The following is a 20,317-nucleotide window of genomic DNA, read 5'->3' as shown; positions in this document are numbered from 1 at the left end:
CGGCGACGCGCCGTTTGGGCATCATGCCCACATGCCTTGTCATTCAGAGCCCCGCTCGGACCAGGCCGGGTAACAATGGAGAGGCAAGCGGTGAGATTTCCGATGTCAGGCCGGCCACGCGGGCCGGCCCTCTGCATCCTGATCGCCGTTTCCTGCCTGGCGCTGCCTGTGTGCCTCACCAGCACGCCTTCTTACGCGTTGAGCGAGATCCAACGCGAGGACCTGCCTTCCCCGGTCGCTCCGCCGCCAGCCAACGGCAATAACGCCGCGCCCGGTGCCACCGTGCCGATGCCGGAGGCGCCCGGCGGCAAGCCCTCGGACAGCGGCCAGCCGGCCGACGACACGGACAAGTCGGAGCCGAAAACGCCGCCCGCCAATGGCGGCATCACCAGCCCGCGCGCCGATCCCGATGCTCCGCCGCCAGCGGTCGTCTACGACCTCGACACGCTTCCCGAACCGGTCAAGCGCATGCATGGGCTGATCATCGAGGCGTGCAGGAGCGGCGACATCGAGAAGCTGAGGCCGCTGATCGGCAAGGGCGAAGCGATGACGCAATTGTCGCTGGGCGACATTGACGGCGACCCGGTCACTTTCCTCAAGAGCCTCTCGGGCGACGGCGACGGCCAGGAAATCCTCGCCATCCTGGAAGAAGTGCTGTCGGCCGGTTACGTCCATGTCGACGCCGGCACGCCGCAGGAACTCTATGTCTGGCCGTATTTCTTCGCGCTGCCGCTCGACAAGCTCGATCCCAGGCAGCGTGTCGAACTGTTCAAGCTGGTCACGGCAAGCGACTATGACGACATGAAACAGTTCGGCGCCTACATTTTCTACCGCGTCGGCATCACGCCGACGGGACAGTGGCTGTTTTTTGTAGCCGGGGATTAGGCCGGCAGCGCCTCGGAAAACTCCACCGCCCTGCCCTGTCCGGGCGCGACGATCTCGCCTTCCCACATGACACGCATGCCGCGCACGATGGTGCCGACCGGCCAGCCGGTGACCTGCCTGCCGTCATAGGGCGTCCAGCCGGCCTTGGAGCCGGCCTGGGCGTTGGTGATGGTCTCGCGCCGTTTCATATCGACAATGGTGAAGTCCGCATCGTAGCCGGCGGCGATCCGGCCCTTCCGCGCCATGCCGAAAATGCGCTGCGGGCCGTGGCTGGAAAGGTCGACGAAGCGCTGCAAGGTGAGCCGGCCGGCGTTGACGTGGTCGAGCATGATCGGTACCAGCGTCTGCACGCCGGTCATGCCGGACGGCGAAGCCGGGTAAGGCTTCGCTTTTTCGGCCAGCGTGTGCGGCGCGTGATCCGACCCCAGAACGTCGACGATGCCTTGCGAAATGCCGTGCCAGAGGCCGTCGCGGTGGCGTGCGGCCCGCACCGGCGGGTTCATCTGGATCAGCGTGCCCAACCGCGCGTAGTCGTCCGCCGTCAGCGTCAAGTGATGCGGCGTCGCCTCGCAGGTCGCGACATCCTTGTGCTGCTCGAGGAACACGATCTCCTCGGCCGTCGAGATATGCAGCACGTGGATGCGCGCGCGCGTCTGCCTGGCGATGCGCACCAGGCGCTGCGTGCAGCGCAGCGCCGCGATCTCGTCGCGCCAGACGGGATGGGACGACGGGTCGCCCTCGATGCGCTCGCCGAGCCGTTCGCGCAGACGAAACTCGTCCTCCGAGTGGAAGGCGGAGCGGCGGCGGGTGTTGCGCAGGATCGAGGCGACGCCTTCATCGTCCTCGACCAGAAGGTCGCCCGTGGACGAGCCCATGAACACCTTTATGCCGGCAGCGCCCGGCAGCCGTTCCAGTTCGCCGACATCGCCGGCATTGTCGCGCGTGCCGCCGACCCAGAAGGCGAAGTCGCAATGCATGCGGCCGGTGGCACGGCGCACCTTGTCGGCGAGCGCCGCCTCGCTTGTGGTCAGCGGATTGGTGTTGGGCATCTCGAACACGGCGGTGACGCCGCCGAGCACCGCGGCGCGTGAGCCGGTCTCGAGATCCTCCTTGTGCTCCAGCCCCGGTTCGCGGAAATGCACCTGGCTGTCGACGACGCCCGGCAGGATGTGCAGCCCCGCGCAGTCTATGGTTTCGCCGGCCGAAGCCTGGCCGAGATCGCCGATGCGCGCGATGAGACCGGCCTTCACGCCGATGTCGCGCCGGCCCTCGCCGCCATGATTGACCACCGTGCCGCCTGTCAGGATGAGGTCGAAGGTGGTTGCCATGGGCAGGTCCAATCTCTTGCGGGGGGAGTGCGGCCGGCTTACGTAATGACCGAACGTTTTGCAAGATCAGGCCGATTTTACGCCCATGCCCTTTGCCCAGCTTAAAGACCGGACGCTCATTTCCGTTTCAGGCCCCGACGCCGAGCATTTTCTGCAGAACATCCTCACCACCGACCTCGACACGCTGGGACCCGGCCAGGCCAAACCCGGGGCGCTGCTTTCGCCGCAGGGCAAGATCCTGTTCGATTTCCTGATCTCGCGCACCGGCGACGGCGGCTTCCAACTGGAATGCCGGGCCGACATCGCCGATGACTTCGTGCGCCGGCTGATGCTGTACCGGCTAAGGGCGAAGGCCGAGATTGCCAAGCAGGATCAGGTGCTTGTCACCGTCGCATGGCATGATGATTCAACCGCCTCACCTTCCGATTCAACAGCGTTCGCCGACACACGTTTTGGCGACATTGCGATCGGCCGCGCTTATGGCGGCGAGGCAAAGGACGGCGGCGACCCAAATAGCTGGCAGGCCATTCGCGTCGCCCATGGCATCGCCGAAAGCGGCAGCGACTACCAGCTCGGCGATGCATTCCCGCATGACGTGCTGCTCGACGAGACGGGCGGCGTCGGCTTCAAGAAAGGCTGCTATATCGGCCAGGAAGTGGTCTCGCGCATGCAGCATCGCGGCACAGCGCGGCGCCGGGTGCTGCTCGCCATCGCAGCCGGACCGCTGCCCCCGGCCGGCACGGAGGTGACTGTCAATGGCCGGCCGATCGGCACGCTGGGCTCGTCAAACGACGGGCGCGGCCTCGCCATCGCCCGCATCGACCGCGTCAAGGCGGCGGTCGATGCCGGCGAGGCGATCATGGCGGGCGAGGTTCCGATAACGCTCTCGATCCCCGTATGGGCGAAGTTCTCCTTCCCTGAAGGTGCGGTCAGCGCGGAGGAGGCCTGATGGCGGCCGACCGGGCCGGCGCGCCGCCGCGCGCCTGGCAACGCATGCTTTCCGGGCGGCGGCTCGACCTGCTCGACCCCTCGCCGCTCGACATCGAGATCGCCGACATCGCGCACGGCCTTGCTCGCGTCGCCCGCTGGAACGGCCAGACCAGCGGCGAGCATGCTTTCTCCGTCGCGCAGCACTCGCTGCTGGTCGAGGCGCTCTATGGCGAACTGGCGCCGGAGGCTACGGCCGAGGCGAGGCTCGCAGCCCTGCTGCACGATGCGCCTGAATACGTCATCGGCGACATGATCTCGCCGTTCAAATCGGTGATGGGCGGCTCCTACAAGGATTGTGAGCTGCGCCTGCAGCGCGCCATCCATTTGCGTTTCGCGCTGCCGGCGGAGCTCGCTGCGACCTTGCGCAGGGACATCAAGCGCGCCGACCAGATCGCAGCCTATTTCGAGGCGACGCTGCTGGCGGGCTTTTCGACAGCGGAAGCGACCGAGTTCTTTGGCCGGCCGCGCGGCTTCTCCGCCGAGCGCTTCGACTTCACGCCAAAATCCGTGACCTGGGCGCAAGCGGCTTTTCTCGGGCGTTTCAACACGTTGGAGGCCGAGCGCCGGTTGTCGCTCGCCGTGAATTCATCCACATAAAAGAACGCTAAATTAACCTGCGACCGGGACAGTATTGCGTTCGGTCACGGTCCGAAGGCGTGCTCATGCCTGGCCCACAAGTCAAGACTGGTTCGGTCGCCGGCAAGCGGAGAGCTGCCCGCATCGACCCGGTTCGGCGAATGGCGGAAGAATTACGCGCCCAGAACGAACGCTTCGCGGCCGCTGTCGAGAACATGTCGCATGGGCTGTGCATGTTCGACGCCGACGAGCGGATGATCATCTGCAACCGCAACTACATCGACATATTCCGGCTCGACGCCAAGGTGGTGACGCCCGGCATTCGCTTCTTCGACATCCTGCAGCACAGCGTCGATATCGGTATCGCCTCTCAGAGCGCCAGCGAGCTCTATGCCATCCGTAAGCCTTACATCGAGCGCGCCAAGCCTTCGACCTATGAGGAAGTCCTGTCGGACGGGCGCATCATCGTCATTTCTCATCGGCCGATCGCCGTCGGCGGCTGGGTATCGATCTACGAGGACGTGACCGAACAATGGCGCGCCGAAGCGGAGTTGAAAGAGCAGCACCGCCGTTTCGACGCCGCGCTCGCGAACATGTCGCAAGGCCTGCTGATGTACAGCGCCAAGGGTCGGCTCATCGTGCGCAACCAGCGTTTTCTGGATCTGTGCAACGCCAAGGCCTCGGATTTCGCGCTTGGCATGACGCATCGCCAGATGCTGGCCAAACTCATTCGTCTCCGCATCTTCGCGCCTCTCGAAATCGACGCCGAAGTCGGAAAAACGAGGGCCAGCCTGGAGGCCGGCCAGTCGCGCTCGAGCTATCGCGAATTGGTCGACGGACGAACGCTCTTCGTCTTGCGGCGGCCGCTCGCCGGCGGCGGATGGGTGGCGACCTTCGAGGATGTCACCGAGCGCAGGCGCGCCGAAGAACGCATGACACATCTCGCGCATCACGACACGCTGACCAACCTGCCCAACCGCTCGATGTTTCGCGAACGGCTGGACCAGGCGCTTGGCGAGGCCAAAACAAAACCCCTGGCGATCCTCTCGGTCGACCTCGACCGCTTCAAGGCGGTCAACGATACATTCGGCCACCCGGCCGGAGACTGGCTGCTGAAATGCGTGGCCAAGCGGCTGCAGCACTCCGTGCGCAGCAGCAAGGACGTGGTGGCGCGCTTCGGCGGCGACGAGTTCGCCATCATCCAATTCGGCATCAGGAGCGCCGCCGATGCCGAAAAGCTGGCCAAGCGCATCGTCGAGATCGTCGGCAAGCCCTATCGCGACAAGGGGCGCGAAATACATGTGGGCGCGAGCCTCGGCATCGCGCTCTATCCCGGCGACGGGAACGATGCCGACACGCTGCTGAGCAACGCCGACATGGCGCTCTACCGGGGCAAGAGCGAAGGGCGCAATGTATATCGCTTCTTCGAGCCGGGCATGGATGCCCTGATGCGGGAGCGCCGGGCGCTTGAAGTCGACCTCGAAGCAGCACTTGGCAAGCGCGAATTCGAGCTCGATTTTCAGCCGATCCTCAACATCGGCTCCGGTAGAATCGTTGGCGCGGAGGCCCTGATGCGCTGGCGCTCGCCGGCGCGCGGCCTGGTGTCGCCGGAAAACTTCATCGCCGCCGCCGAAGAGACCGGATTGATCGTGCAGCTCGGCGACTGGGCACTGCGCAAGGCTTGCAACGTGGCGGCGAACTGGCCGCAGGACATGCGCATGGCCGTCAATGTCTCGGGCGCGCAGATCAAGAGCGGCGGCTTCGCCCGCAGCGTGGTCTCGGCGCTTGCCTTTTCCGGCCTGGCGGCCAACCGCCTTGAGCTCGAAATCACCGAAACGGTGATGATGGACGAAAGCGACGCGGTGCTGAAGACGCTCAGCCAGCTGCGCGGCCTCGGCGTGCGCATCGCACTCGACGATTTCGGCACCGGCTATTCCTCGCTCGGCTATCTGCGCCGCTTCCCGGTCGACAAAATCAAGATCGACCGCTCGTTCACCGGCGATCTCGACAGACGCGATACGGCGGCGATCGTGCGCACGGTCATCGGCCTTGGCGCTGAACTCGGCATCACAGTCACGGCCGAGGGCGTCGAAACCGAAGCGCAGCTCGATATGCTGCGCAAGGCCGGCTGCGGCGAGGCGCAAGGCTATCTGGTCGGCGTGCCGGCCAAGGCCACCGAAATCACCCGACTGCTGCGTTCGCAGGCGCTGCTGCGCCAGTCAGGCTGACGTCGAGCCCGGCTATCAACGCAGCGTCTCGATGTATTTCTCGTGGAAGCTCACATAGCCGGGCTCGACCACCTTGAGATGGCGCTCGATCAGCCGGTGGAATTGCGGCAGCTGGTGGAACGGCACGCCGGGATAAGCGTGGTGCTCCGCATGATAAGGCATGTTCCAGGCGAGCTTGCGCACGAACCAGTTGGTCAGCGTCGTGCGGCTGTTTTCCAGCATATTGGCGACAAACGGACAGCGGCCATGCTCGGCCAACAGATAAAGCCGCAGGAACGGCTGGCCCAGCAGCGCCGGCACGATCCAGACATAGAGCACGACCGATGCCTTGAACCAGACGGCAAGCGCCAGCAGGACGACGTAGAAGGCGATCATCGCCCGCGCCTCGGCCTTCACCTTCGGCAGGCCCTTCGGCGGCACGAAACTGTCGCGGCAGGCGCCGGTCGCATTGGTGTAGAGCGTCTTGAAATGGCCCCACCACACCGGCAGGCCGGAGATGTGGACGATGTATTGCCGCATCGTCTCGGGTTTTGGGAACGCAAGCTCCGGATCGTTTTGCGGATCCTGGGTGAAGCGGTGATGGGCGAAATGGAAATAGCGAAACCAGTCGGCGGGCAGCGCAAGCGCCAGGCTGCAGAAACGCGCGATCATATCGTTCAGCCATTGCGTTGCGAACGCCGTCCTGTGTACAGTTTCGTGCAGCAGGGTGAACAGGAACACGATCAGGATGCCCTGCGGCAGCATCAGGGCGGGCCAGAACGGCACCTTGGCGGCAATCAGCGCGCCAACAACGACGATCGCGCCGAGATGGAGCGTAAACTGGACAAGTCCCGGTCCATCCGATTTGCCGGTCAGCCGGCCGCGCTCCTCATTCGTCAGCGAGGCGATCACTTGGCGATGGTCGACGCCGGCGTGGTCGATTGCATTCATGGGATGACGATACCCAGAAAGAAACCTTTCGAAAAACGAGGATTTCTGCGAAATAGATAAGGTCACCTTATCTTTCTGGTTTCCATGGTCACCCTTCCCTCATTGCGCGGACTTCAGGCTTTCGAAGCGGCAGCGCGGACAGGCAGCTTTGCCGCCGCCGCCGAGGAACTGTCGGTTTCGGCCGCGGCCGTCAGCCAGCTGATCCGCACCGTCGAGGAACAGATGGGCCGCAAGCTCTTCCACCGCGTCAATCGCCGCGTCGTGCTTACCGAGGCCGGGGTCGAGATGCTGCCAAGGCTCAGCATGGCCTTCCGGGAAATCGGCAGTGTCGCACGCGATGTCGGTGGCGATGCGTTCCGGCCAAGGCTGGTCGTCTCGGTGCCGCCTTCTATGGCGATGGGCTGGCTCTCGGAGCGCCTCTTTGGTTTTGTCGCGGGTCACGGCGCCGCCGATATTTCGCTCAGGGGCGACGACGATCCGGTGCCGTTCGACCATGAACTGATCGACATCCGCCTCTCTTACGGTCCTCACTATCGGGAGCATCCGACCGAGGAAATCGTCAGGGACGCCGTCTATCCCGTCTGCGCTCCGACGCTCGCCGCCGCGATCAAATCCGACAGCCTTGCCGGCCTGCCGCTTATTCACACCGATTGGGGCCCGACCGGGGCGTCCTTTCCATCCTGGCGCAACTGGTTCGAGGCGGCGGGAAGCGAACTGGGCCGGGCGGCACAGCGCGGCCTTTCGGCCAACTCGTCGCGGGCGGCGCTCGATCTCGCCATTTCAGGACTGGGCGTGGCGCTGGCGCAAGGCGTCTATTGCGCCCAGGCGCTGGAGGACGGCCGGCTGGTCCGGCCTGTGGCCCGATCGCTGAAGCTGCGCCAGCCCTATTGCCTGACGATCCCGGAACGCAGCGCAAGGCGCGATATCGTGGCGGCGTTCCGCGCGTGGTTGATCGGGGAATGTGTGAGCGCCGTCAAATCGCCGGCGCTGGCCGAGTGAGCAAACAGGCTCAAAGATGCCCGGCTAGTGCCGCGACCATGTCCTTGCTGCTGGCCACAGGAACGATCTCGAACTCGACCAGATCCGCCCATTCGACGACCCAGCGCTGCAGCGTCGTCACATCATCGGCTTCCACCAGCATGAAGCAGCGGCTCATGTCGCCCGCGATCCAGCTGTGATGCACGACGAGCTCGTCGGGCTTCAGCCGGCCCTTGTCGCGGAAGCGGCGATAGATCTCCTTGCGGTCCGCGCCGTGGAAATCCTCGATCACGAAAAACAGCATTTTGCCCCTCAAATCAGGCAGTTACTTCTCCGGCCGCTACTTATCCGGCCGCTCCAGGCGCTCCAGGAACCACTGCGTCAACCGCACCCAGAGCTCGTCCTTCTCGCCCGAATCCTCCCAGCCATGGTCGAGATTGGGGTTGTCGTTGACCTCGATGACGAAGACGCCGTCTTTGGTCTCCTTGAGGTCGACGCCATAGAGCCCGTCGCCGATGCATTTTGCCGCCTTGACCGCCGTCTCGACGACATGCGGCGGCGTCTGCTTCAGCGTGAACGTCTTGATGCCGCCCTGGTCGGGCTTGCCGTTGGCCTTGTGGTTGACGATCTGCCAATGTTTTTTCGCCATCAGGTAGTGCACGGCAAACAGCGGCTGACCGCCGAGCACGCCGACGCGCCAGTCATACTCGGTCGGGATGAATTTCTGCGCGATCAGCAGATCGGAATCATCCAGCCATTCGGTAGCGAGCTTGGTGAGCTCGATCATGTTCTCGCACTTCTTGACGCCGCGCGAGAACGACGAATCCGGAATCTTCAGCACCAGCGGGAAGCCAAGCGTCTGCGCAGCCAACTCGAAATCGGACGTGCCGGCGATCATCACCGTCGGCGGCACCGGCACCTTGTTGTAGGTCATCAGTTCGTTGAGATAGACCTTGTTGGTGCAGCGGATCATCGACAGCGGATCGTCGATCACCGGCATGCCTTCCTGCTGGGCGCGGCGCGCGAAGCGATAGGTGTGGTTGGAGATCGACGTGGTCTCGCGGATGAACAGCGCGTCGTAATTGGCGAGCTTGGCGAGGTCCTTCCTGGTGATCGGCTCGACCTCGACGCCCATCTTCTCGGCGATCCTCGCCCAATAGCGCAGCGAGGAAATCTCCGACGGCGGCAATTCCTCATGCGGGTCGACCAGCGTCGCGAACGTGTAGCGCGCCGGCGTGCGGCCCTTGGTGTCGCGCCATTCGCGATTGGTGTAGGTGTCCAGGCATTGCAGGAAGAATTCGTCCTCGCTCTCGGTCATGCGGGCGAGCGGCAGGAAACCGATCTTGCGGATGGAGGCCCATTGGGCGCTGTCCTTGATATGGACCTCGAGCGCCGGCGCGCGGAACCAGTCGAACAGCAGCTTGGCGAAACGGTCCCATACTTTGGAGGGGCCGATACCGAAGAAGATCGCGACCTTCGCCGGGTAAGCCCCGCCGAGGTCCTTGCGGCATTTGTTCAAAGCGAGTTCGAGTTCCGGCAGCGCGTGCTCGTAGAGCTTGCGCTCCGAGAGGTCGATCATGGTCTCGACCGTCGGAATCACCCTGTGGCCGCGCGATCCGGCAAGCAGCGAGGCGTAGTAGCCGCGGCTCTGATAGCCGTAGTTGTTCGACAGGTTGATCACCTTCGGCCGCTGGCCGCGGAACAGCGCCGGATGGGCGAGATAGTCGCGGTTGGTGATGATCTTGTGGGGTGTGGCCACCTGATCGAGATCGTTCTGCCTGCCTGTCAGGATAACCCAGGTCATTGTTTCTCAGCGTTTTCCCAGAGTGATGGCGGCGCGCAAACCGTCGCGGCCGAACTGCGCCATATTCATGAAGATGTCGTAGGGCACCGGAATGTTGGCGGCATCGAGAATCGTCTCCTGCCGCTCATCCTCGACCCAGGGGTCGTGGATCAGGATATGATCGCCATCGTCGCCGATGGCCAGCACCCAATGCGGCACCTTCTTGCCGAACATCAGGAAGCCGCTGATCAGCACCAGCACCAGCCTGCCGTCGGCGAGCGCCGAGCGAATGTCCTCGATGCCGAACGGACGGTAGTTGACGGGGATGCCGTAAAGTTCGGCACGGCGGCGGAAATCGACCTGGGCTAGTTCCATCACCCGGCGCTTCTCCTCGCTGCGCACCGACTGCAGGAACAGCGCGCCGTAGAAGGAGACGAATATCTCGGCGGCGAGCCCGCTCTCGTAGCCGGCGACCGCCAGGCCGAAAGGCTCGCAGCCGCCCGGGCCCGACATCATGAAGACCGTGGTGGCCTCGCGCCACAGGCGGATTTCCATGACCGGGTCGGGCACGAAGCCACCGTCGAAATTGGCCATCGCCATCATCAGGCAGCACGGGCCGCAGGTGAACTCGCATGTCTGCTGGTAGAACGGCACTTTGGTCGCCGTCGGGGTATCGCCGCGCAGCGTCTTCTCGTAGCGCAGCGCCGAGGCGCCATCCTCGTAATAGTCGGGCTCGCGGCCCAACTTTCGATAGCCGGCCTGCTCGTAGATGCGGATGGCACGATCATTGTCCTCGCGCACCTCGAGGCGCAGCAACAGCCGGTCGTGCTCGAAGGCTGCTTCCTCGGCGGCCGCAAGCAGGAGCCGGCCGATGCCGAGCCGGCCGAAGAACGGACCGATGGCGATGGAATAAAGCCGCGCCACGCCGCTGCCCTTGCGAAACAGCACCACCGCGTAGCCGGCGACACGGCCTCCGTTCTCAGCGACCAGCATCTCGGCGGTTTCGCGTTCGATGAACTGGCGAAAGGAACGGCGCGAGAGCCGGTCGCCCGGAAAGACAGCCTTCTCGATGGCGGCGAGGTCATCGACGTCTGACGCGCGGGCCTTGCGGATCTCGGCAGGCATGCGGGCTTGGGAGAACCTCGATTGCGTTGTGGAAACGGCCCCGGTGGATGCGTCGCAAACACCGGCCGAAGCGCCGGCATTCAGCAAGCGCTATCGCTCCTTGAATAGGGCCGAATTGTGACAGTTTCCGGCACGGCAGGAAAGGGCGAAATGTTTGAACAGGATTGCCGTTCAAAGGACCGCCGGCTGCCGAAAAACGCAGCCGGTTCAGCTCGATATGCCGGCCAGAAGCTGGCCATAGGCGTTCTTTGCGACATCCGACAGCCGCTGCGGCGGCAATGAGCCGACGACGGCGCAGGCGTAGCCCTTGTCGAGCCAGTAGACAGCCTCCGGCCCGCCGTTCTCCGCCGTGTAGGTGCCCTTGGACGCCTCGGACGATTCGGCGGTGACAAAGAGCGAAATTCGCTCGCCCTTGGCATCCTCGTAGAGCAGCATCGCCGCCTTGCCCTGGCTGCCGGCCGGCAGCAGCCGGCCGCCGACCAGTGCGAAGCCCTCGGCCGTCAGGTCGGGCGCAACCAGCTTCAGCCCGACGCGGTTCGACAGCCAGGTCTGGAGATGGTCCTTGTCGCTGGCCGGAACCTCGACGGCATGGCGCTTCTCGGCGGCATAGAGAACATGGGCGGCGATCGCCTGCTCGGCAAGCTGGTCGTCGCCGTCGCCGCCGCGGCTGATGCTGTCGATGCCGGCTATATAGCCGCCGAACCCGCCAACGGCGAGCACCACGGCCGCAGCAGCCGAAAGCCACCAGCGCGAGCGCCATGTCGGCGACTTTGCAGGCGCGTCGCCGAGGACCACCTGCCGCAGCCTTGCCGGCACCGGCTCGTCCACCACGCCCGCGAAGGCGGCGCGCATGGCGGCGCGGTCGGCAATGTAGCGCGCGGATCTTGCCTTCATCTCGGGATTGGCCTCGAGCCAGGCGTCATAGGCCATGCGCTCCTCGCCCGGCAACTCGCCATCGAGGGCCATATGGATATCGCGTTCGGAAAAATCGCGCCGGGTCATCTCTCGACGATCCTTATCGAACGGCGGCGCGAGGTGTCGTCAAGCAGGTCACGCAATTCCTCGCGGCCGCGGGCGATGCGCGACATTAGCGTGCCGGCCGGCACGCCGAGGATGTTGGCGGCTTCGGCATAGGAAAAACCTTCGATGGCGACCATGACCAGGGCCGCGCGGCGATCGGGGCTGATCGCCTGCAAGGCATTCATGATCTCGCGCGAGGCGATGGTTTCGACCTGATCGGCGGGCGCGGCCTGGGCTTCACCGGCCTCGATAGGCAGCATCGCCGCCTCGCCGCGCCGGTTGACCTTGCGCATCTGGTCGATGAACAAGTGATGCATGATCGTAAACAGCCACCTCCGGGGGCTCTCTCCAGTTTGCCAGTTGTCGAGCCGCACAAGCGCCCGCTCCAGGCAATCCTGGACGAGATCGTCGGCGGAATCGCGGTCGCGCAGCAGCGAGCGCGCATAGCGCCGCAACCGCGGTATTTCGCTCAGGATCGCTGCCTTCTTGTCGTCCATGACCGCTGGTTTCGAGGTCGCTTTCCATTCCGATAGAACGCGCGTTCGCGGCGCGATGCAAGCAGTCAGCGCGAAGCGGCCCAACCGCTGCGGTTACCCAAGCAAGTGGATAACGCCGGCGCAGGGCGATTTATTCCCGTCAATCAATGAGAAGCCGAATTATCTCAAATCCGTCAGCAGGAAATCATTGCCTTTATAGAGCAGCGGAATAGCGAGAGCTTTCGCACAGGCGTGGGCAAAACAATCACCCAGGTTCAGATCAGCTTGATGGCCAACAGCCTTGCCATAGCGAGCGCTGGCATCGATGGCGCGCGCACCGATCTCTTCGCCGATCGGCACATTTTCTCCGCCAATTTCCACAATGAGCTGATCTACCAGATCGCGGGCTTTAAGGAGCGCTTCAGCGGTCGGCTTGCGGGAACCTGCACCGGCGCGCGCCAGGGCCTGTGTCGCTTCAAAACGGACCATCGCAGAGACGTAGAAGTCGGCAGGCCCGGAGAGCTGTTTGGACAATTCCTCCCAGCCCGCTTCCTGGTTGAGAATGGCGACGACCACCGACGCGTCGACAAACATCAGTCTTCCCACATCTCATCAGTGAATTTTTTCATATCGAAATCGGGGTTGGGCAGACCGATCTTCTTCGCCTCCGCCTGAAGCTTAACGATCCGATCGCGCAGCGGCACCTTGGCACGAGCGCGTTCCAGTTCGTGCATAAGGGCTGTCCGCACGGCCTCGGTCTTGCTTGGCGCGTTCGTCTCGCGCTGCAATTTGGTGGCCAGAGCATCCACTTCATCGTCACGTATGTAGAGCGGCATGAATATCTCCTACTGGATATTCATATATTCTGTTTTGAATATCCAAACAAGCCGGCGCGTCACGTTTCCCTGGCCGCCCTTGTCAGCAGCCGCTGGTAAAACAGCCCGATGCCGATCAGCACGGCGCCGAGGCCGATGAAGGAAAGCGCGCGCAGCACGCCTTCGAGCTCCGACATGTCGAAGAGGAAGACCTTCACCACCGCGACCGCGATCAGCACCGCGGAGGCGATGCGCAGCACCTGCGATTTCAGCCAGACGCCGGCGGTGAGCAGCGCCACGCCGATGACCAGCCAGAGCGCGGAGTAGGTGTAGGTCTCGAGCTGGCCGAGCCCGCTCCAAAGGGCGATGAACTCGCCTTTGAACAGGCGGCGCACCGAGAGCGTCGCATAGGCGAAGGCAAGCAGCGAGGCGATCAGCGCCAGCATCGCCGCATACCATCTCGGACGCTTGTCGCGGACATAGAGCGCCAGCGCACCGGCGGCGATAGCCGGCAGCAGATAGGCGAGGAACAAAAGGTTGAAGACCGGGACCGTTCCGGTCGACTCGTCCGTCAGCAGCGGGTTCAGCACCACGAAATGCTGAGCGGCGATCAAGCCGGCCGAGACCACGCCGGCGGCCATCGAGCCAAAGCGCAGAACCGAGCTTGGCGAGCGCATGTCGATGGCGACCAGTATGGCGCCGGCGCCGAGCGCGATCAGCGTGTAGATCGCCTGTTCGGCGAGGGTCACGGTGCCGGTGTCGATGACGCCGCCATGCATGGCGTGGCGCACCAGCATCGCGATGGTGAGCAGGCCAAACAGCGCCGAGGCCGCCTCCATGGCAAGGCGCGGCCGGCCGCTAGTGGTGCGGGCGAGCTGCCAGGCGGCGACGCCGAAGAAGAGCGCCGGCACGCCATAGCCCGGCAGCAGCCAGTTGAAGACCGGCGTCCTGGAAAGAGACGCCGCGCCGACGATGGTCGGATCGAAGGCGACACGGCCGAGCACGGCGACGGCCGCGCCCACGGCGATCCAACCCAGCACAGGGTAAGAGCGCCAGCGCGCCGCCAGCGCCGGAACGATCGCGGCGGCGCCCAGCAGCACGGTCGTCCAGCCCGAGCCGAAGGCCATGTGCAGCATCAGCAAGCCGGCAACGCCGGCGCCGGCGAGCGCGAACGACACGGCCGGGCCGCCGGCCAGCGGCGGCGCCTCGGCGCGCGCGATCCATTCGCCGCCGGCGGCGAAGGCCAGCACCAGCAACAGCGCCGGCAGCGCATAGCCGAGGTCGCGGTCGATGTCGCCGAAGGTCAGCCACAACGCCAGGAGCACGACCAGCGGGGCAATGACACCCCAGGCCGCCCAGCAAGCCGCGCGCACTGGCGCGGCGATGGCGAAGCGGCGCGCGGTCCAAAGGCCGGCGGCGAGGAAGACCACACCAAGCGCGATGCCGATGCGGAATGTCAGCGCATCGGACGTCGCCAAGGGCTGGGCGTCCAGCCCGATATCGAGCGCATCGGCGCCGATGGTGGCGGGCGGGATGATGCCGAGATAGATCAGCACCGTCGCGATGCCGGCGGCAAAGACCAGCGGAAGCGCGCGCGGCCGGTAGAGGGCCACCGCGACCAGCGCGACCAACAGGACCGCGCCGTGCAAGGCATCGCCGGCGCTGGCAAAAGCCGGATCGACGGACAGGCCCATCGCGCTCACGGCGATGAAGAAGCCGGGCACGATCGACGGCCAGTCGAAGCCGCGTTCGGCCCCGTCGCGGCCGGCAAGCCAGACGAAGCCGAGCACGGCGAGCGTGGCCAGGCTGATAAACAGCACGGCGGCGAGGTTCACGTCCGGCGCGTCGGTCATGTAAAGAATGGTCCAGATACCGGTGCCGGCGAAGGCAGCGGCGACCAGCGTCTTCCAGTCCCGGATGCGTGCGATTGCCGCGGTCGCGGCAAGCACGATCGCCAGATAGACGAACAGTGCCCAGGGGTTCGGCGCTTGCGCGGAAACCAGCGCCGGCGTGACCATGGCGCCGACGAGGCCGATGCCGGCCAGCGCGAGGCCATGCACGAGCGAAGCGCCTATGGTCGCGACGCCGATGACGCCGAGCAACGCGAAGGCCGGCGCCGGACCGATGAAGCCGTAGATGCCATGTGCCGCGTAGACGGTGCCGAACAGGATGAAGGCGCCGGCCGCCGTGAGGATCGCCGGAATATAGGCGCCGGCAGCACCCTGCACCGGCACCTTGAAGCCGGTGCGGCGGATGAGTTCCGCGCCGCCAACCAGCGCCAGGCCGAGGATGCCGGCCATCGTCAGGCGCACGCCGGGACCAAAAATGCCGGCCTCGATGGTGTAGCGGATCAGGAACAGGCCTCCGAGCGCGAGCGCGATGCCGCCGACCCAGACCGCCCAGCGCGTGCCCAGCGCCGTTTCGACATCGGTCCGGCGTGCCGCCTTTGCGGCCGCGCCCGGCCCCGCCACGGGCGCTTCGGCCACGGACGCAGCCTGCGCCGCTTCGGCCGGCCCAGCGGGTTGCGCCGGGCTCGCCTTGGCCTTCGTCCATGGTCTGGCCACGGCCTCGCCTTCGGCAGGCTCGGACTTTGCCATGTTCGCTTCGGCCGCGGCCGTGTCGTCAGCCAATGGCGCGGCAGGCGTCGCGGCAACCCTGGCATGTTCGGCAACGGCCTCCTGCGCGACATCGGCCGCTTTGGGTGCGGGCAGCGAGGCGCCCGACTGCATCAGGCTGCGCAGGGCGGCGAGTTCACGCTCGACCAGCGCCAGGCGGTTCTGCTGTCGTGAAACGATGACAAAAAGGGCTATGACGGCGGCAATGGCGATCAGGCTGAAAAACATGGCGGTTTTCCCTCAAAACCAGACCAGTCGTGGCCAAAAAATACGGCAATGAAACGGCTGGTCCAAATCAGCGTCTTGCCGGCCAACAAGATCGAGCATGTTTCGTCGCCGATTGCCAGCAACTTGCCGGTTTATCCAGTGCCGGAGTGTCGACGCCGCCGGCGAGATTGCGTGGCGCGCGTCGAAAAATACTCGTGCTATTCTCGCGGGATCGAAGAAAAAGCCGTGAGGTGGCCGATGCCGCAGCGAAGTGCGGGCCTGCTGATCCACAGGTGCGCCGCCGGTGTGTTCGAATTTCTGCTCGTCCACCCTGGCGGACCGTTCTGGGCACGGAAGGATGAGGGTGCGTGGTCTATCCCGAAGGGACTGATCGGCGACAATGAAGATGAGCTCAAAGCCGCCAAGCGCGAGGCTGAAGAAGAGCTCGGCATCGCCATCGACGGCGACTTCCAGCCCCTCGGCAGCTACAAGCAGCCGGGCGGCAAGATCGTCGTCGCCTGGAGCGTCGAAGCCGATGTCGACGCAACTGCCATCAAAAGCAACATGTTCACGATGGAATGGCCGCCGAAATCGGGAGCCATGAAGGCGTTTCCCGAAGTGGATCGAGCCGGCTGGTTCTCATTGCCCGAAGCCGGCCTCAAGATCCTGAAAGGCCAGCGCGCCATGCTCGACGATTTTCTGGAGCGGCGCGGAAAAGACTGGAGCGCGTCGCGCTGAACGGATGCAGGCAACGCGCTTTGAGTCTTTGTTTTGATGCAGGTCGTTGTCCCAGAAACGCTGCGTACTTCTGGGCGACATGCATTAAAAGCGCGTCGCGCTGAGATTGATTCAGCTGACGCGCGCAAGTCTTTGTTTTGATGCATGTCGCGGCGCCAGAACCGCCCCAGACTTGTGGGCATAAGACGCTGCCCTGCTATCCTGCTTCGCCAGCAATCGCCTTCGTCGCCGCATGATGCCGGCGCAGCGCGGAGAGGAAGCCGGTGCGCGCGTCGGGCGGCTCGAGGCCGCGCGGTTCGTAGACATGGCGGGTGAAGAAGAAGCCGGTCAACCGGAAGGCGTCCTCGAGCGCCGCCGCGTCGGCGCGCAAGCCCGAGCCACGCTGCAAGAAGGCCGGCAGCGCCAGCATCTTGTCGTGCCACGGAGCCCCGGCCGCGCGCGAGACCGCGCGTCCGGATTTCGGCGAGACATAGGCGAGGTCCTGCCTGGAGCCGGTTGCCGCGCATTGGCTGAGGTCGAGGCCGAAGCCGAGCTCGTCCAGGATGAGCAACTCGAAGCGCGCCACAAGCTCGCCCGCCGCGTCGGCATCGTCGAGATGGGAAATCATCACGGCCAGCGCCTCATAGAGCCCGCCATGGGCGTCGCGCTCCGGCAGCAGCCTCAGATGCGCGGCCATGGTCTGCAGGCCGTAGACGGCGACCGCGCTGTCCATCAGCCGGGCGGCATTCATCTCGATCGCCTCGGCCTGGAAGATGCCGAGATGTTCGTCGAGGCGCGCCCGCCACAGAAGGTCGACGCGGTTGCCGGCCTGCAGCACCGGCTGCTGCTTGCGCGAGCGCCCTCCCCGCACCAGGCCCAGATGGCGGCCATGGGCGCGCGTCATCACCTCGAGGATGGCGCTGGTTTCGCCATGCTTGCGGGTGCCGAGAACGATTCCCTCGTCGTGCCATTCCATGGGGTTGAGCTTTTCACCTGTTGGGTGGTGAAATCAAGAGAAGCCAGTTGTACGTATGATGTACGTACGTTATGTTTTGGCAGGAAGGATATTTTCCATGTCCAAACCAGCAAATGAAAGATCCGAGCGCTTCAACATCCGCCTGCGGCCGACGCAAAAGGCGATGATAGCCCGTGCGGCGGCGCTGTCGAACAAGGACATGACCGACTTCATTCTCGACAAAATGCTGCCCGAGGCTGAAGCCGTGATCAAGGCGACCGAGCAGACCGAGGTCTCGGAACGCGACTTCAAGCGCATTCTCGATCTACTCGAGCATCCGCCTAAGCCCAATGCGAAATTGCGCGCTGCCATCGCGGCTCTCCCTCACACGATATGACGTTGCCCGCATGGCAAGAGGAGCCGATCGCGAAATCGCATGATCGCGCGTCCTTCGATTGCGGCGACGAGCAGATGAATGATTTTCTGCGGCGTTTCGCCAGGCAGAGCCATGAGCAGAATGCGTCGAAAACATTTTGCGCGGTTGATTCTCCTGCCCGCAACCGCATCCTTGGTTTCTATACGATCGCGCCCTCCGCCCTAGCGCACGAGCAGGTGCCCACAGCCATGACAAAAGGGCTAGCCCGGCACGAAGTGCCCGCGTTCAAGCTTGCGCGGTTGGCTACCGATCTGACAGTGGCAGGCCAAGGCCTTGGTGGTCAGCTGCTCGCCGCAGCAGCCTTGCGCTGCCTGCGTGTCGCGGCTGAAGGAGGTGGCCTTTTGCTCATCATCGATGCCAAGAGCGAGGGGGCCGCGAACTGGTACCGCGAATATGGCGCCGAGCCGCTGTCGGAAAAACCTCTTACCCTAGTGATGCCGCTGGCGACCTTTGCCGCCGACCTCAGGGCAAAGGGCTTGCTGTAGACGAGGCTCATGACCGGCTGATCCGACGGAGCCGTACGCCAATTTTCGACCCCACGCGAATGCCCGCCGTGCAGCAGCATCTGGGAATCGGGAACCGGAGAGACCCACCCATGTTTATGCCTAATCGTGCCTCCATCGCGGCAACCGGCAAAGGGTAGCTGCGCGGCAAACCGAGCGATTGGGCGACAAGAACATCGGCGAGCCCGGCGATGACACTGCGACCTCTCCGCTACCGATACGCTGTCGTTCCGCACATCTATGTCCGAGACGCGGCCAAAGCCGTGGCCTTCTACGTCGATGCGTTCGGCGCCGAAGAGGTGTTGCGCATAACGGCGCCGGACGGCCTGATCGTCCACAGCGAGCTTGTTATTTGCGATGCAACGGTGATGTTGGGCGATCCGACCAGTCAGTTCTACGATGAGCCGCGGCAGCTCGGAGCATGTACCGCGGGGCTGCATCTGATGGTGGCCGACAACGCAGCGGTCCTGGCTCGTGCGGTAGCGGCAGGTTGCGAGCAGGTTCAGCCGCCAACCGACATGTTTTACGGCGCGAACTCGGCCGGCGTGCGCGACCCGTTCGGCCATGTCTGGGTGCTGCTGACATGGAAGGAAGACCTATCGCTGGCCGAAATGGAACGTCGCGGCAAAGCAGCCCTGGGTGGCGAAGCCTCTAAGGCTCAGTGACGGCGGCGGCGCCGTCTCCGGTAAACGGGTGCAAGGCTTCGAGATGTGGAGTTGGCTGCTACCTCTCACCGGCAGCCAGCCCCCTTGGCGTCTCCACCTGCGCAAGCCGCATTTTCCCCTTACGCCCGGCGCCGATGATCGGCAAGCACTTCGTCGATCACATGACGCTGCCTTTCGGCCTCGGCCTGATTGGCGTCGTGCCCGGCAACGGTGATCAGCGCCTTCCACAGCGCCCAGCCGCGGCCGCGCGCCCAGGCGGTGGCATCGACGGCAATGCGGGCGCGGAACGCTTCGCGGCTGGCGCCCTCGAAAAAAGTCCAGGTGATCGCGAGATCGCAGGAGGGATCGCCGACGCCGGACGTGCCGAAATCGATGACGGCGCTCAAGTCGCCGTCCTTAACCAGAAGGTTGCCCGAGGCGACATCGCCATGGAACCAGACCGGCGAACCATGCCAGGTGGCGGCAAGAGCTGCTTCCCAGACGGCGGCAGCGGCTTGCGTGTCGATCCGGCCTTCGAGCGCGGCGATGGCTTGCCGCGCCTCGCTGTCATAGACGGTCAGCGGTCCGCCGCGGTGAAAATTATGCTGGCCGGGTCCCGGCCCGCCTGTTGGATCGATGCCTCTCAATGCAACGAGGAAATCGGCGAGCGAGACCGCGAAGGCGTCGAGATCGTCGATGCGTCCAGTCTTCGCCGTATCGCCTTCGATCCAGCGATAGACCGACCAATGCCAGGGGTAGCCTTCGGCCGGCTCGCCCATAGCCAGCGGCGTAGGAATGGGCAGCGGCAGGAGCGGCGCGAGTTTCGGCAGCCAACGCTGTTCTTTCTCGACCTGCAGCGAATAGGGCGCGGCGCTCGGCAGGCGCACCGTCATCGCGTCGCCCAGATGGAAGGTCCGATTATCCCAGCCGCTAAACGCGACAGGCCCCACCGGCAGGTCCCGCCATTTCGGAAACTGCGCGTCGACCAGCCGCCGCACGAGATCGGTATCGATGGTTGGTTCCTGCATGTCGTCGTCTCAAATCGCCGGGCGGCCTTCCAATGTATGTCGCTCGGAAGTGTGCAGCGGTCCTGAGACAACGACATG

General features: G+C 64.6%; 21 protein-coding genes. 9 read left to right on the top strand and 12 right to left on the bottom strand.

Annotated features, from left to right (window positions below):
- Positions 1 to 90: 90 nt before the first annotated feature.
- A complete protein-coding gene (locus F3H96_RS26245) occupies positions 91 to 885 on the top strand; it encodes a hypothetical protein (RefSeq protein ID WP_188131544.1) in 795 nt (264 codons plus the stop codon).
- On the opposite strand, the gene F3H96_RS26240 is transcribed toward F3H96_RS26245, so the two are convergent.
- The gene (locus tag F3H96_RS26240; protein ID WP_149804574.1) at positions 882 to 2,213 is read right to left on the bottom strand and encodes a dihydroorotase; all 1,332 of its coding nucleotides are present in this window, start codon (positions 2,211 to 2,213) and stop codon (positions 882 to 884) included. The two genes, F3H96_RS26245 and F3H96_RS26240, sit on opposite strands and share 4 nt — an antisense overlap.
- Positions 2,214 to 2,298: 85 nt before the next feature.
- Here F3H96_RS26240 and F3H96_RS26235 point away from each other — a divergent pair, with 85 nt between their 5' ends.
- From F3H96_RS26235 to F3H96_RS26225, 3 genes are all read left to right on the top strand, one after another.
- Positions 2,299 to 3,162, top strand: a complete 864-nt coding sequence (locus F3H96_RS26235) for a folate-binding protein YgfZ (RefSeq protein WP_149804573.1) — start codon at positions 2,299 to 2,301, stop codon at positions 3,160 to 3,162.
- Positions 3,162 to 3,800 carry an HD family hydrolase gene (locus F3H96_RS26230; RefSeq protein WP_149804572.1) on the top strand — a complete coding sequence of 213 codons (639 nt, stop codon included), beginning with the start codon at positions 3,162 to 3,164 and terminating at the stop codon, positions 3,798 to 3,800. The genes F3H96_RS26235 and F3H96_RS26230 overlap by 1 nt, the downstream gene beginning before the upstream one ends.
- 65 nt (positions 3,801 to 3,865) lie before the next feature.
- Positions 3,866 to 6,007 carry an EAL domain-containing protein gene (locus tag F3H96_RS26225; RefSeq protein WP_149804571.1) on the top strand — a complete coding sequence of 714 codons (2,142 nt, stop codon included), beginning with the start codon at positions 3,866 to 3,868 and terminating at the stop codon, positions 6,005 to 6,007.
- A 15-nt stretch (positions 6,008 to 6,022) separates the two neighbouring features.
- Here F3H96_RS26225 and F3H96_RS26220 read toward each other — a convergent pair whose 3' ends face one another.
- Positions 6,023 to 6,937: a fatty acid desaturase family protein gene (locus F3H96_RS26220; protein WP_149804570.1), complete on the bottom strand. Its 915-nt coding sequence runs from the start codon at positions 6,935 to 6,937 to the stop codon at positions 6,023 to 6,025.
- A gap of 84 nt (positions 6,938 to 7,021) precedes the next feature.
- Here F3H96_RS26220 and F3H96_RS26215 point away from each other — a divergent pair, with 84 nt between their 5' ends.
- A complete protein-coding gene (locus F3H96_RS26215) occupies positions 7,022 to 7,936 on the top strand; it encodes a LysR substrate-binding domain-containing protein (RefSeq protein WP_149804569.1) in 915 nt (304 codons plus the stop codon).
- A gap of 10 nt (positions 7,937 to 7,946) precedes the next feature.
- Here the strand turns inward: F3H96_RS26215 and F3H96_RS26210 are convergent, their stop codons facing one another.
- The 8 genes from F3H96_RS26210 to F3H96_RS26175 all read right to left on the bottom strand — a co-directional run bounded on the left by F3H96_RS26210 (position 7,947) and on the right by F3H96_RS26175 (position 15,977).
- Positions 7,947 to 8,219, bottom strand: coding sequence for a DUF3303 family protein (locus F3H96_RS26210; RefSeq protein WP_149804568.1), 273 nt, complete (start codon positions 8,217 to 8,219; stop codon positions 7,947 to 7,949).
- Between the two features lie 36 nt (positions 8,220 to 8,255).
- Entirely contained in the window at positions 8,256 to 9,719 is a 1,464-nt protein-coding gene (locus F3H96_RS26205; RefSeq protein WP_149804567.1) for a RimK family protein, read from the bottom strand.
- 6 nt (positions 9,720 to 9,725) lie between these two features.
- On the bottom strand, positions 9,726 to 10,823 hold the full coding sequence (locus tag F3H96_RS26200; protein WP_149804566.1) for a peptidase C39 family protein: 1,098 nt from the start codon (positions 10,821 to 10,823) through the stop codon (positions 9,726 to 9,728).
- 207 nt (positions 10,824 to 11,030) lie between these two features.
- A complete protein-coding gene (locus F3H96_RS26195) occupies positions 11,031 to 11,825 on the bottom strand; it encodes an anti-sigma factor (protein WP_149804565.1) in 795 nt (264 codons plus the stop codon).
- The gene (locus F3H96_RS26190) at positions 11,822 to 12,340 is read right to left on the bottom strand and encodes an RNA polymerase sigma factor (protein ID WP_149804564.1); all 519 of its coding nucleotides are present in this window, start codon (positions 12,338 to 12,340) and stop codon (positions 11,822 to 11,824) included. The genes F3H96_RS26195 and F3H96_RS26190 overlap by 4 nt, the downstream gene beginning before the upstream one ends.
- A gap of 159 nt (positions 12,341 to 12,499) precedes the next feature.
- Positions 12,500 to 12,913 (bottom strand): type II toxin-antitoxin system VapC family toxin, encoded by a 414-nt coding sequence (locus F3H96_RS26185; RefSeq protein ID WP_149804563.1) that lies wholly within the window; start codon positions 12,911 to 12,913, stop codon positions 12,500 to 12,502.
- Positions 12,913 to 13,155 (bottom strand): type II toxin-antitoxin system VapB family antitoxin, encoded by a 243-nt coding sequence (locus F3H96_RS26180; protein WP_149804562.1) that lies wholly within the window; start codon positions 13,153 to 13,155, stop codon positions 12,913 to 12,915. Before F3H96_RS26180 ends, F3H96_RS26185 begins: the two co-directional genes overlap by 1 nt.
- A 59-nt stretch (positions 13,156 to 13,214) precedes the next feature.
- Complete coding sequence (locus F3H96_RS26175; RefSeq protein ID WP_149804561.1) at positions 13,215 to 15,977, bottom strand: DUF2339 domain-containing protein; 2,763 nt, start codon at positions 15,975 to 15,977, stop codon at positions 13,215 to 13,217.
- 237 nt (positions 15,978 to 16,214) lie between these two features.
- Here F3H96_RS26175 and F3H96_RS26170 point away from each other — a divergent pair, with 237 nt between their 5' ends.
- The gene (locus tag F3H96_RS26170; RefSeq protein WP_149804637.1) at positions 16,215 to 16,694 is read left to right on the top strand and encodes an NUDIX domain-containing protein; all 480 of its coding nucleotides are present in this window, start codon (positions 16,215 to 16,217) and stop codon (positions 16,692 to 16,694) included.
- Between the two features lie 196 nt (positions 16,695 to 16,890).
- Here F3H96_RS26170 and recO read toward each other — a convergent pair whose 3' ends face one another.
- A complete protein-coding gene (gene recO, locus F3H96_RS26165) occupies positions 16,891 to 17,649 on the bottom strand; it encodes a DNA repair protein RecO (RefSeq protein WP_149804560.1) in 759 nt (252 codons plus the stop codon).
- A gap of 97 nt (positions 17,650 to 17,746) precedes the next feature.
- Here recO and F3H96_RS26160 point away from each other — a divergent pair, with 97 nt between their 5' ends.
- The 3 genes from F3H96_RS26160 (at position 17,747) to F3H96_RS26150 (ending at position 19,232) form a co-directional block, all read left to right on the top strand.
- Positions 17,747 to 18,025: a DUF1778 domain-containing protein gene (locus tag F3H96_RS26160; RefSeq protein WP_149804559.1), complete on the top strand. Its 279-nt coding sequence runs from the start codon at positions 17,747 to 17,749 to the stop codon at positions 18,023 to 18,025.
- The gene (locus F3H96_RS26155; protein ID WP_149804558.1) at positions 18,022 to 18,549 is read left to right on the top strand and encodes a GNAT family N-acetyltransferase; all 528 of its coding nucleotides are present in this window, start codon (positions 18,022 to 18,024) and stop codon (positions 18,547 to 18,549) included. Before F3H96_RS26160 ends, F3H96_RS26155 begins: the two co-directional genes overlap by 4 nt.
- A 209-nt stretch (positions 18,550 to 18,758) precedes the next feature.
- The gene (locus F3H96_RS26150) at positions 18,759 to 19,232 is read left to right on the top strand and encodes a VOC family protein (RefSeq protein ID WP_149804557.1); all 474 of its coding nucleotides are present in this window, start codon (positions 18,759 to 18,761) and stop codon (positions 19,230 to 19,232) included.
- Positions 19,233 to 19,351: 119 nt separating this feature from the next.
- On the opposite strand, the gene F3H96_RS26145 is transcribed toward F3H96_RS26150, so the two are convergent.
- A complete protein-coding gene (locus F3H96_RS26145; protein ID WP_149804556.1) occupies positions 19,352 to 20,239 on the bottom strand; it encodes an aminoglycoside phosphotransferase family protein in 888 nt (295 codons plus the stop codon).
- Between the last annotated feature and the right edge of the window lie 78 nt (positions 20,240 to 20,317).

It is taken from the genome of Mesorhizobium sp. NFR06 (assembly GCF_900115245.1).
Lineage (GTDB): Bacteria > Pseudomonadota > Alphaproteobacteria > Rhizobiales > Rhizobiaceae > Mesorhizobium.
Note: the sequence above shows the minus strand (reverse complement) of the source record. Positions and strands in the feature narration are given on the sequence as shown.

What these genes read in the sequence shown, in the direction of transcription:
- F3H96_RS26240 (WP_149804574.1), bottom strand. Translation starts at nt 2,213, where the DNA reads ATGGCAACCACCTTCGACCTCATCCTGACAGGCGGCACGGTGGTCAAT.
- F3H96_RS26235 (WP_149804573.1), top strand. Translation starts at nt 2,299, where the DNA reads ATGCCCTTTGCCCAGCTTAAAGACCGGACGCTCATTTCCGTTTCAGGC.
- F3H96_RS26230 (WP_149804572.1), top strand. Translation starts at nt 3,162, where the DNA reads ATGGCGGCCGACCGGGCCGGCGCGCCGCCGCGCGCCTGGCAACGCATG.
- F3H96_RS26225 (WP_149804571.1), top strand. Translation starts at nt 3,866, where the DNA reads ATGCCTGGCCCACAAGTCAAGACTGGTTCGGTCGCCGGCAAGCGGAGA.
- F3H96_RS26220 (WP_149804570.1), bottom strand. Translation starts at nt 6,937, where the DNA reads ATGAATGCAATCGACCACGCCGGCGTCGACCATCGCCAAGTGATCGCC.
- F3H96_RS26215 (WP_149804569.1), top strand. Translation starts at nt 7,022, where the DNA reads ATGGTCACCCTTCCCTCATTGCGCGGACTTCAGGCTTTCGAAGCGGCA.
- F3H96_RS26210 (WP_149804568.1), bottom strand. Translation starts at nt 8,219, where the DNA reads ATGCTGTTTTTCGTGATCGAGGATTTCCACGGCGCGGACCGCAAGGAG.
- F3H96_RS26205 (WP_149804567.1), bottom strand. Translation starts at nt 9,719, where the DNA reads ATGACCTGGGTTATCCTGACAGGCAGGCAGAACGATCTCGATCAGGTG.
- F3H96_RS26200 (WP_149804566.1), bottom strand. Translation starts at nt 10,823, where the DNA reads ATGCCTGCCGAGATCCGCAAGGCCCGCGCGTCAGACGTCGATGACCTC.
- F3H96_RS26195 (WP_149804565.1), bottom strand. Translation starts at nt 11,825, where the DNA reads ATGACCCGGCGCGATTTTTCCGAACGCGATATCCATATGGCCCTCGAT.
- F3H96_RS26190 (WP_149804564.1), bottom strand. Translation starts at nt 12,340, where the DNA reads ATGGACGACAAGAAGGCAGCGATCCTGAGCGAAATACCGCGGTTGCGG.
- F3H96_RS26185 (WP_149804563.1), bottom strand. Translation starts at nt 12,913, where the DNA reads ATGTTTGTCGACGCGTCGGTGGTCGTCGCCATTCTCAACCAGGAAGCG.
- F3H96_RS26180 (WP_149804562.1), bottom strand. Translation starts at nt 13,155, where the DNA reads ATGCCGCTCTACATACGTGACGATGAAGTGGATGCTCTGGCCACCAAA.
- F3H96_RS26175 (WP_149804561.1), bottom strand. Translation starts at nt 15,977, where the DNA reads ATGTTTTTCAGCCTGATCGCCATTGCCGCCGTCATAGCCCTTTTTGTC.
- F3H96_RS26170 (WP_149804637.1), top strand. Translation starts at nt 16,215, where the DNA reads ATGCCGCAGCGAAGTGCGGGCCTGCTGATCCACAGGTGCGCCGCCGGT.
- recO (WP_149804560.1), bottom strand. Translation starts at nt 17,649, where the DNA reads ATGGAATGGCACGACGAGGGAATCGTTCTCGGCACCCGCAAGCATGGC.
- F3H96_RS26160 (WP_149804559.1), top strand. Translation starts at nt 17,747, where the DNA reads ATGTCCAAACCAGCAAATGAAAGATCCGAGCGCTTCAACATCCGCCTG.
- F3H96_RS26155 (WP_149804558.1), top strand. Translation starts at nt 18,022, where the DNA reads ATGACGTTGCCCGCATGGCAAGAGGAGCCGATCGCGAAATCGCATGAT.
- F3H96_RS26150 (WP_149804557.1), top strand. Translation starts at nt 18,759, where the DNA reads ATGACACTGCGACCTCTCCGCTACCGATACGCTGTCGTTCCGCACATC.
- F3H96_RS26145 (WP_149804556.1), bottom strand. Translation starts at nt 20,239, where the DNA reads ATGCAGGAACCAACCATCGATACCGATCTCGTGCGGCGGCTGGTCGAC.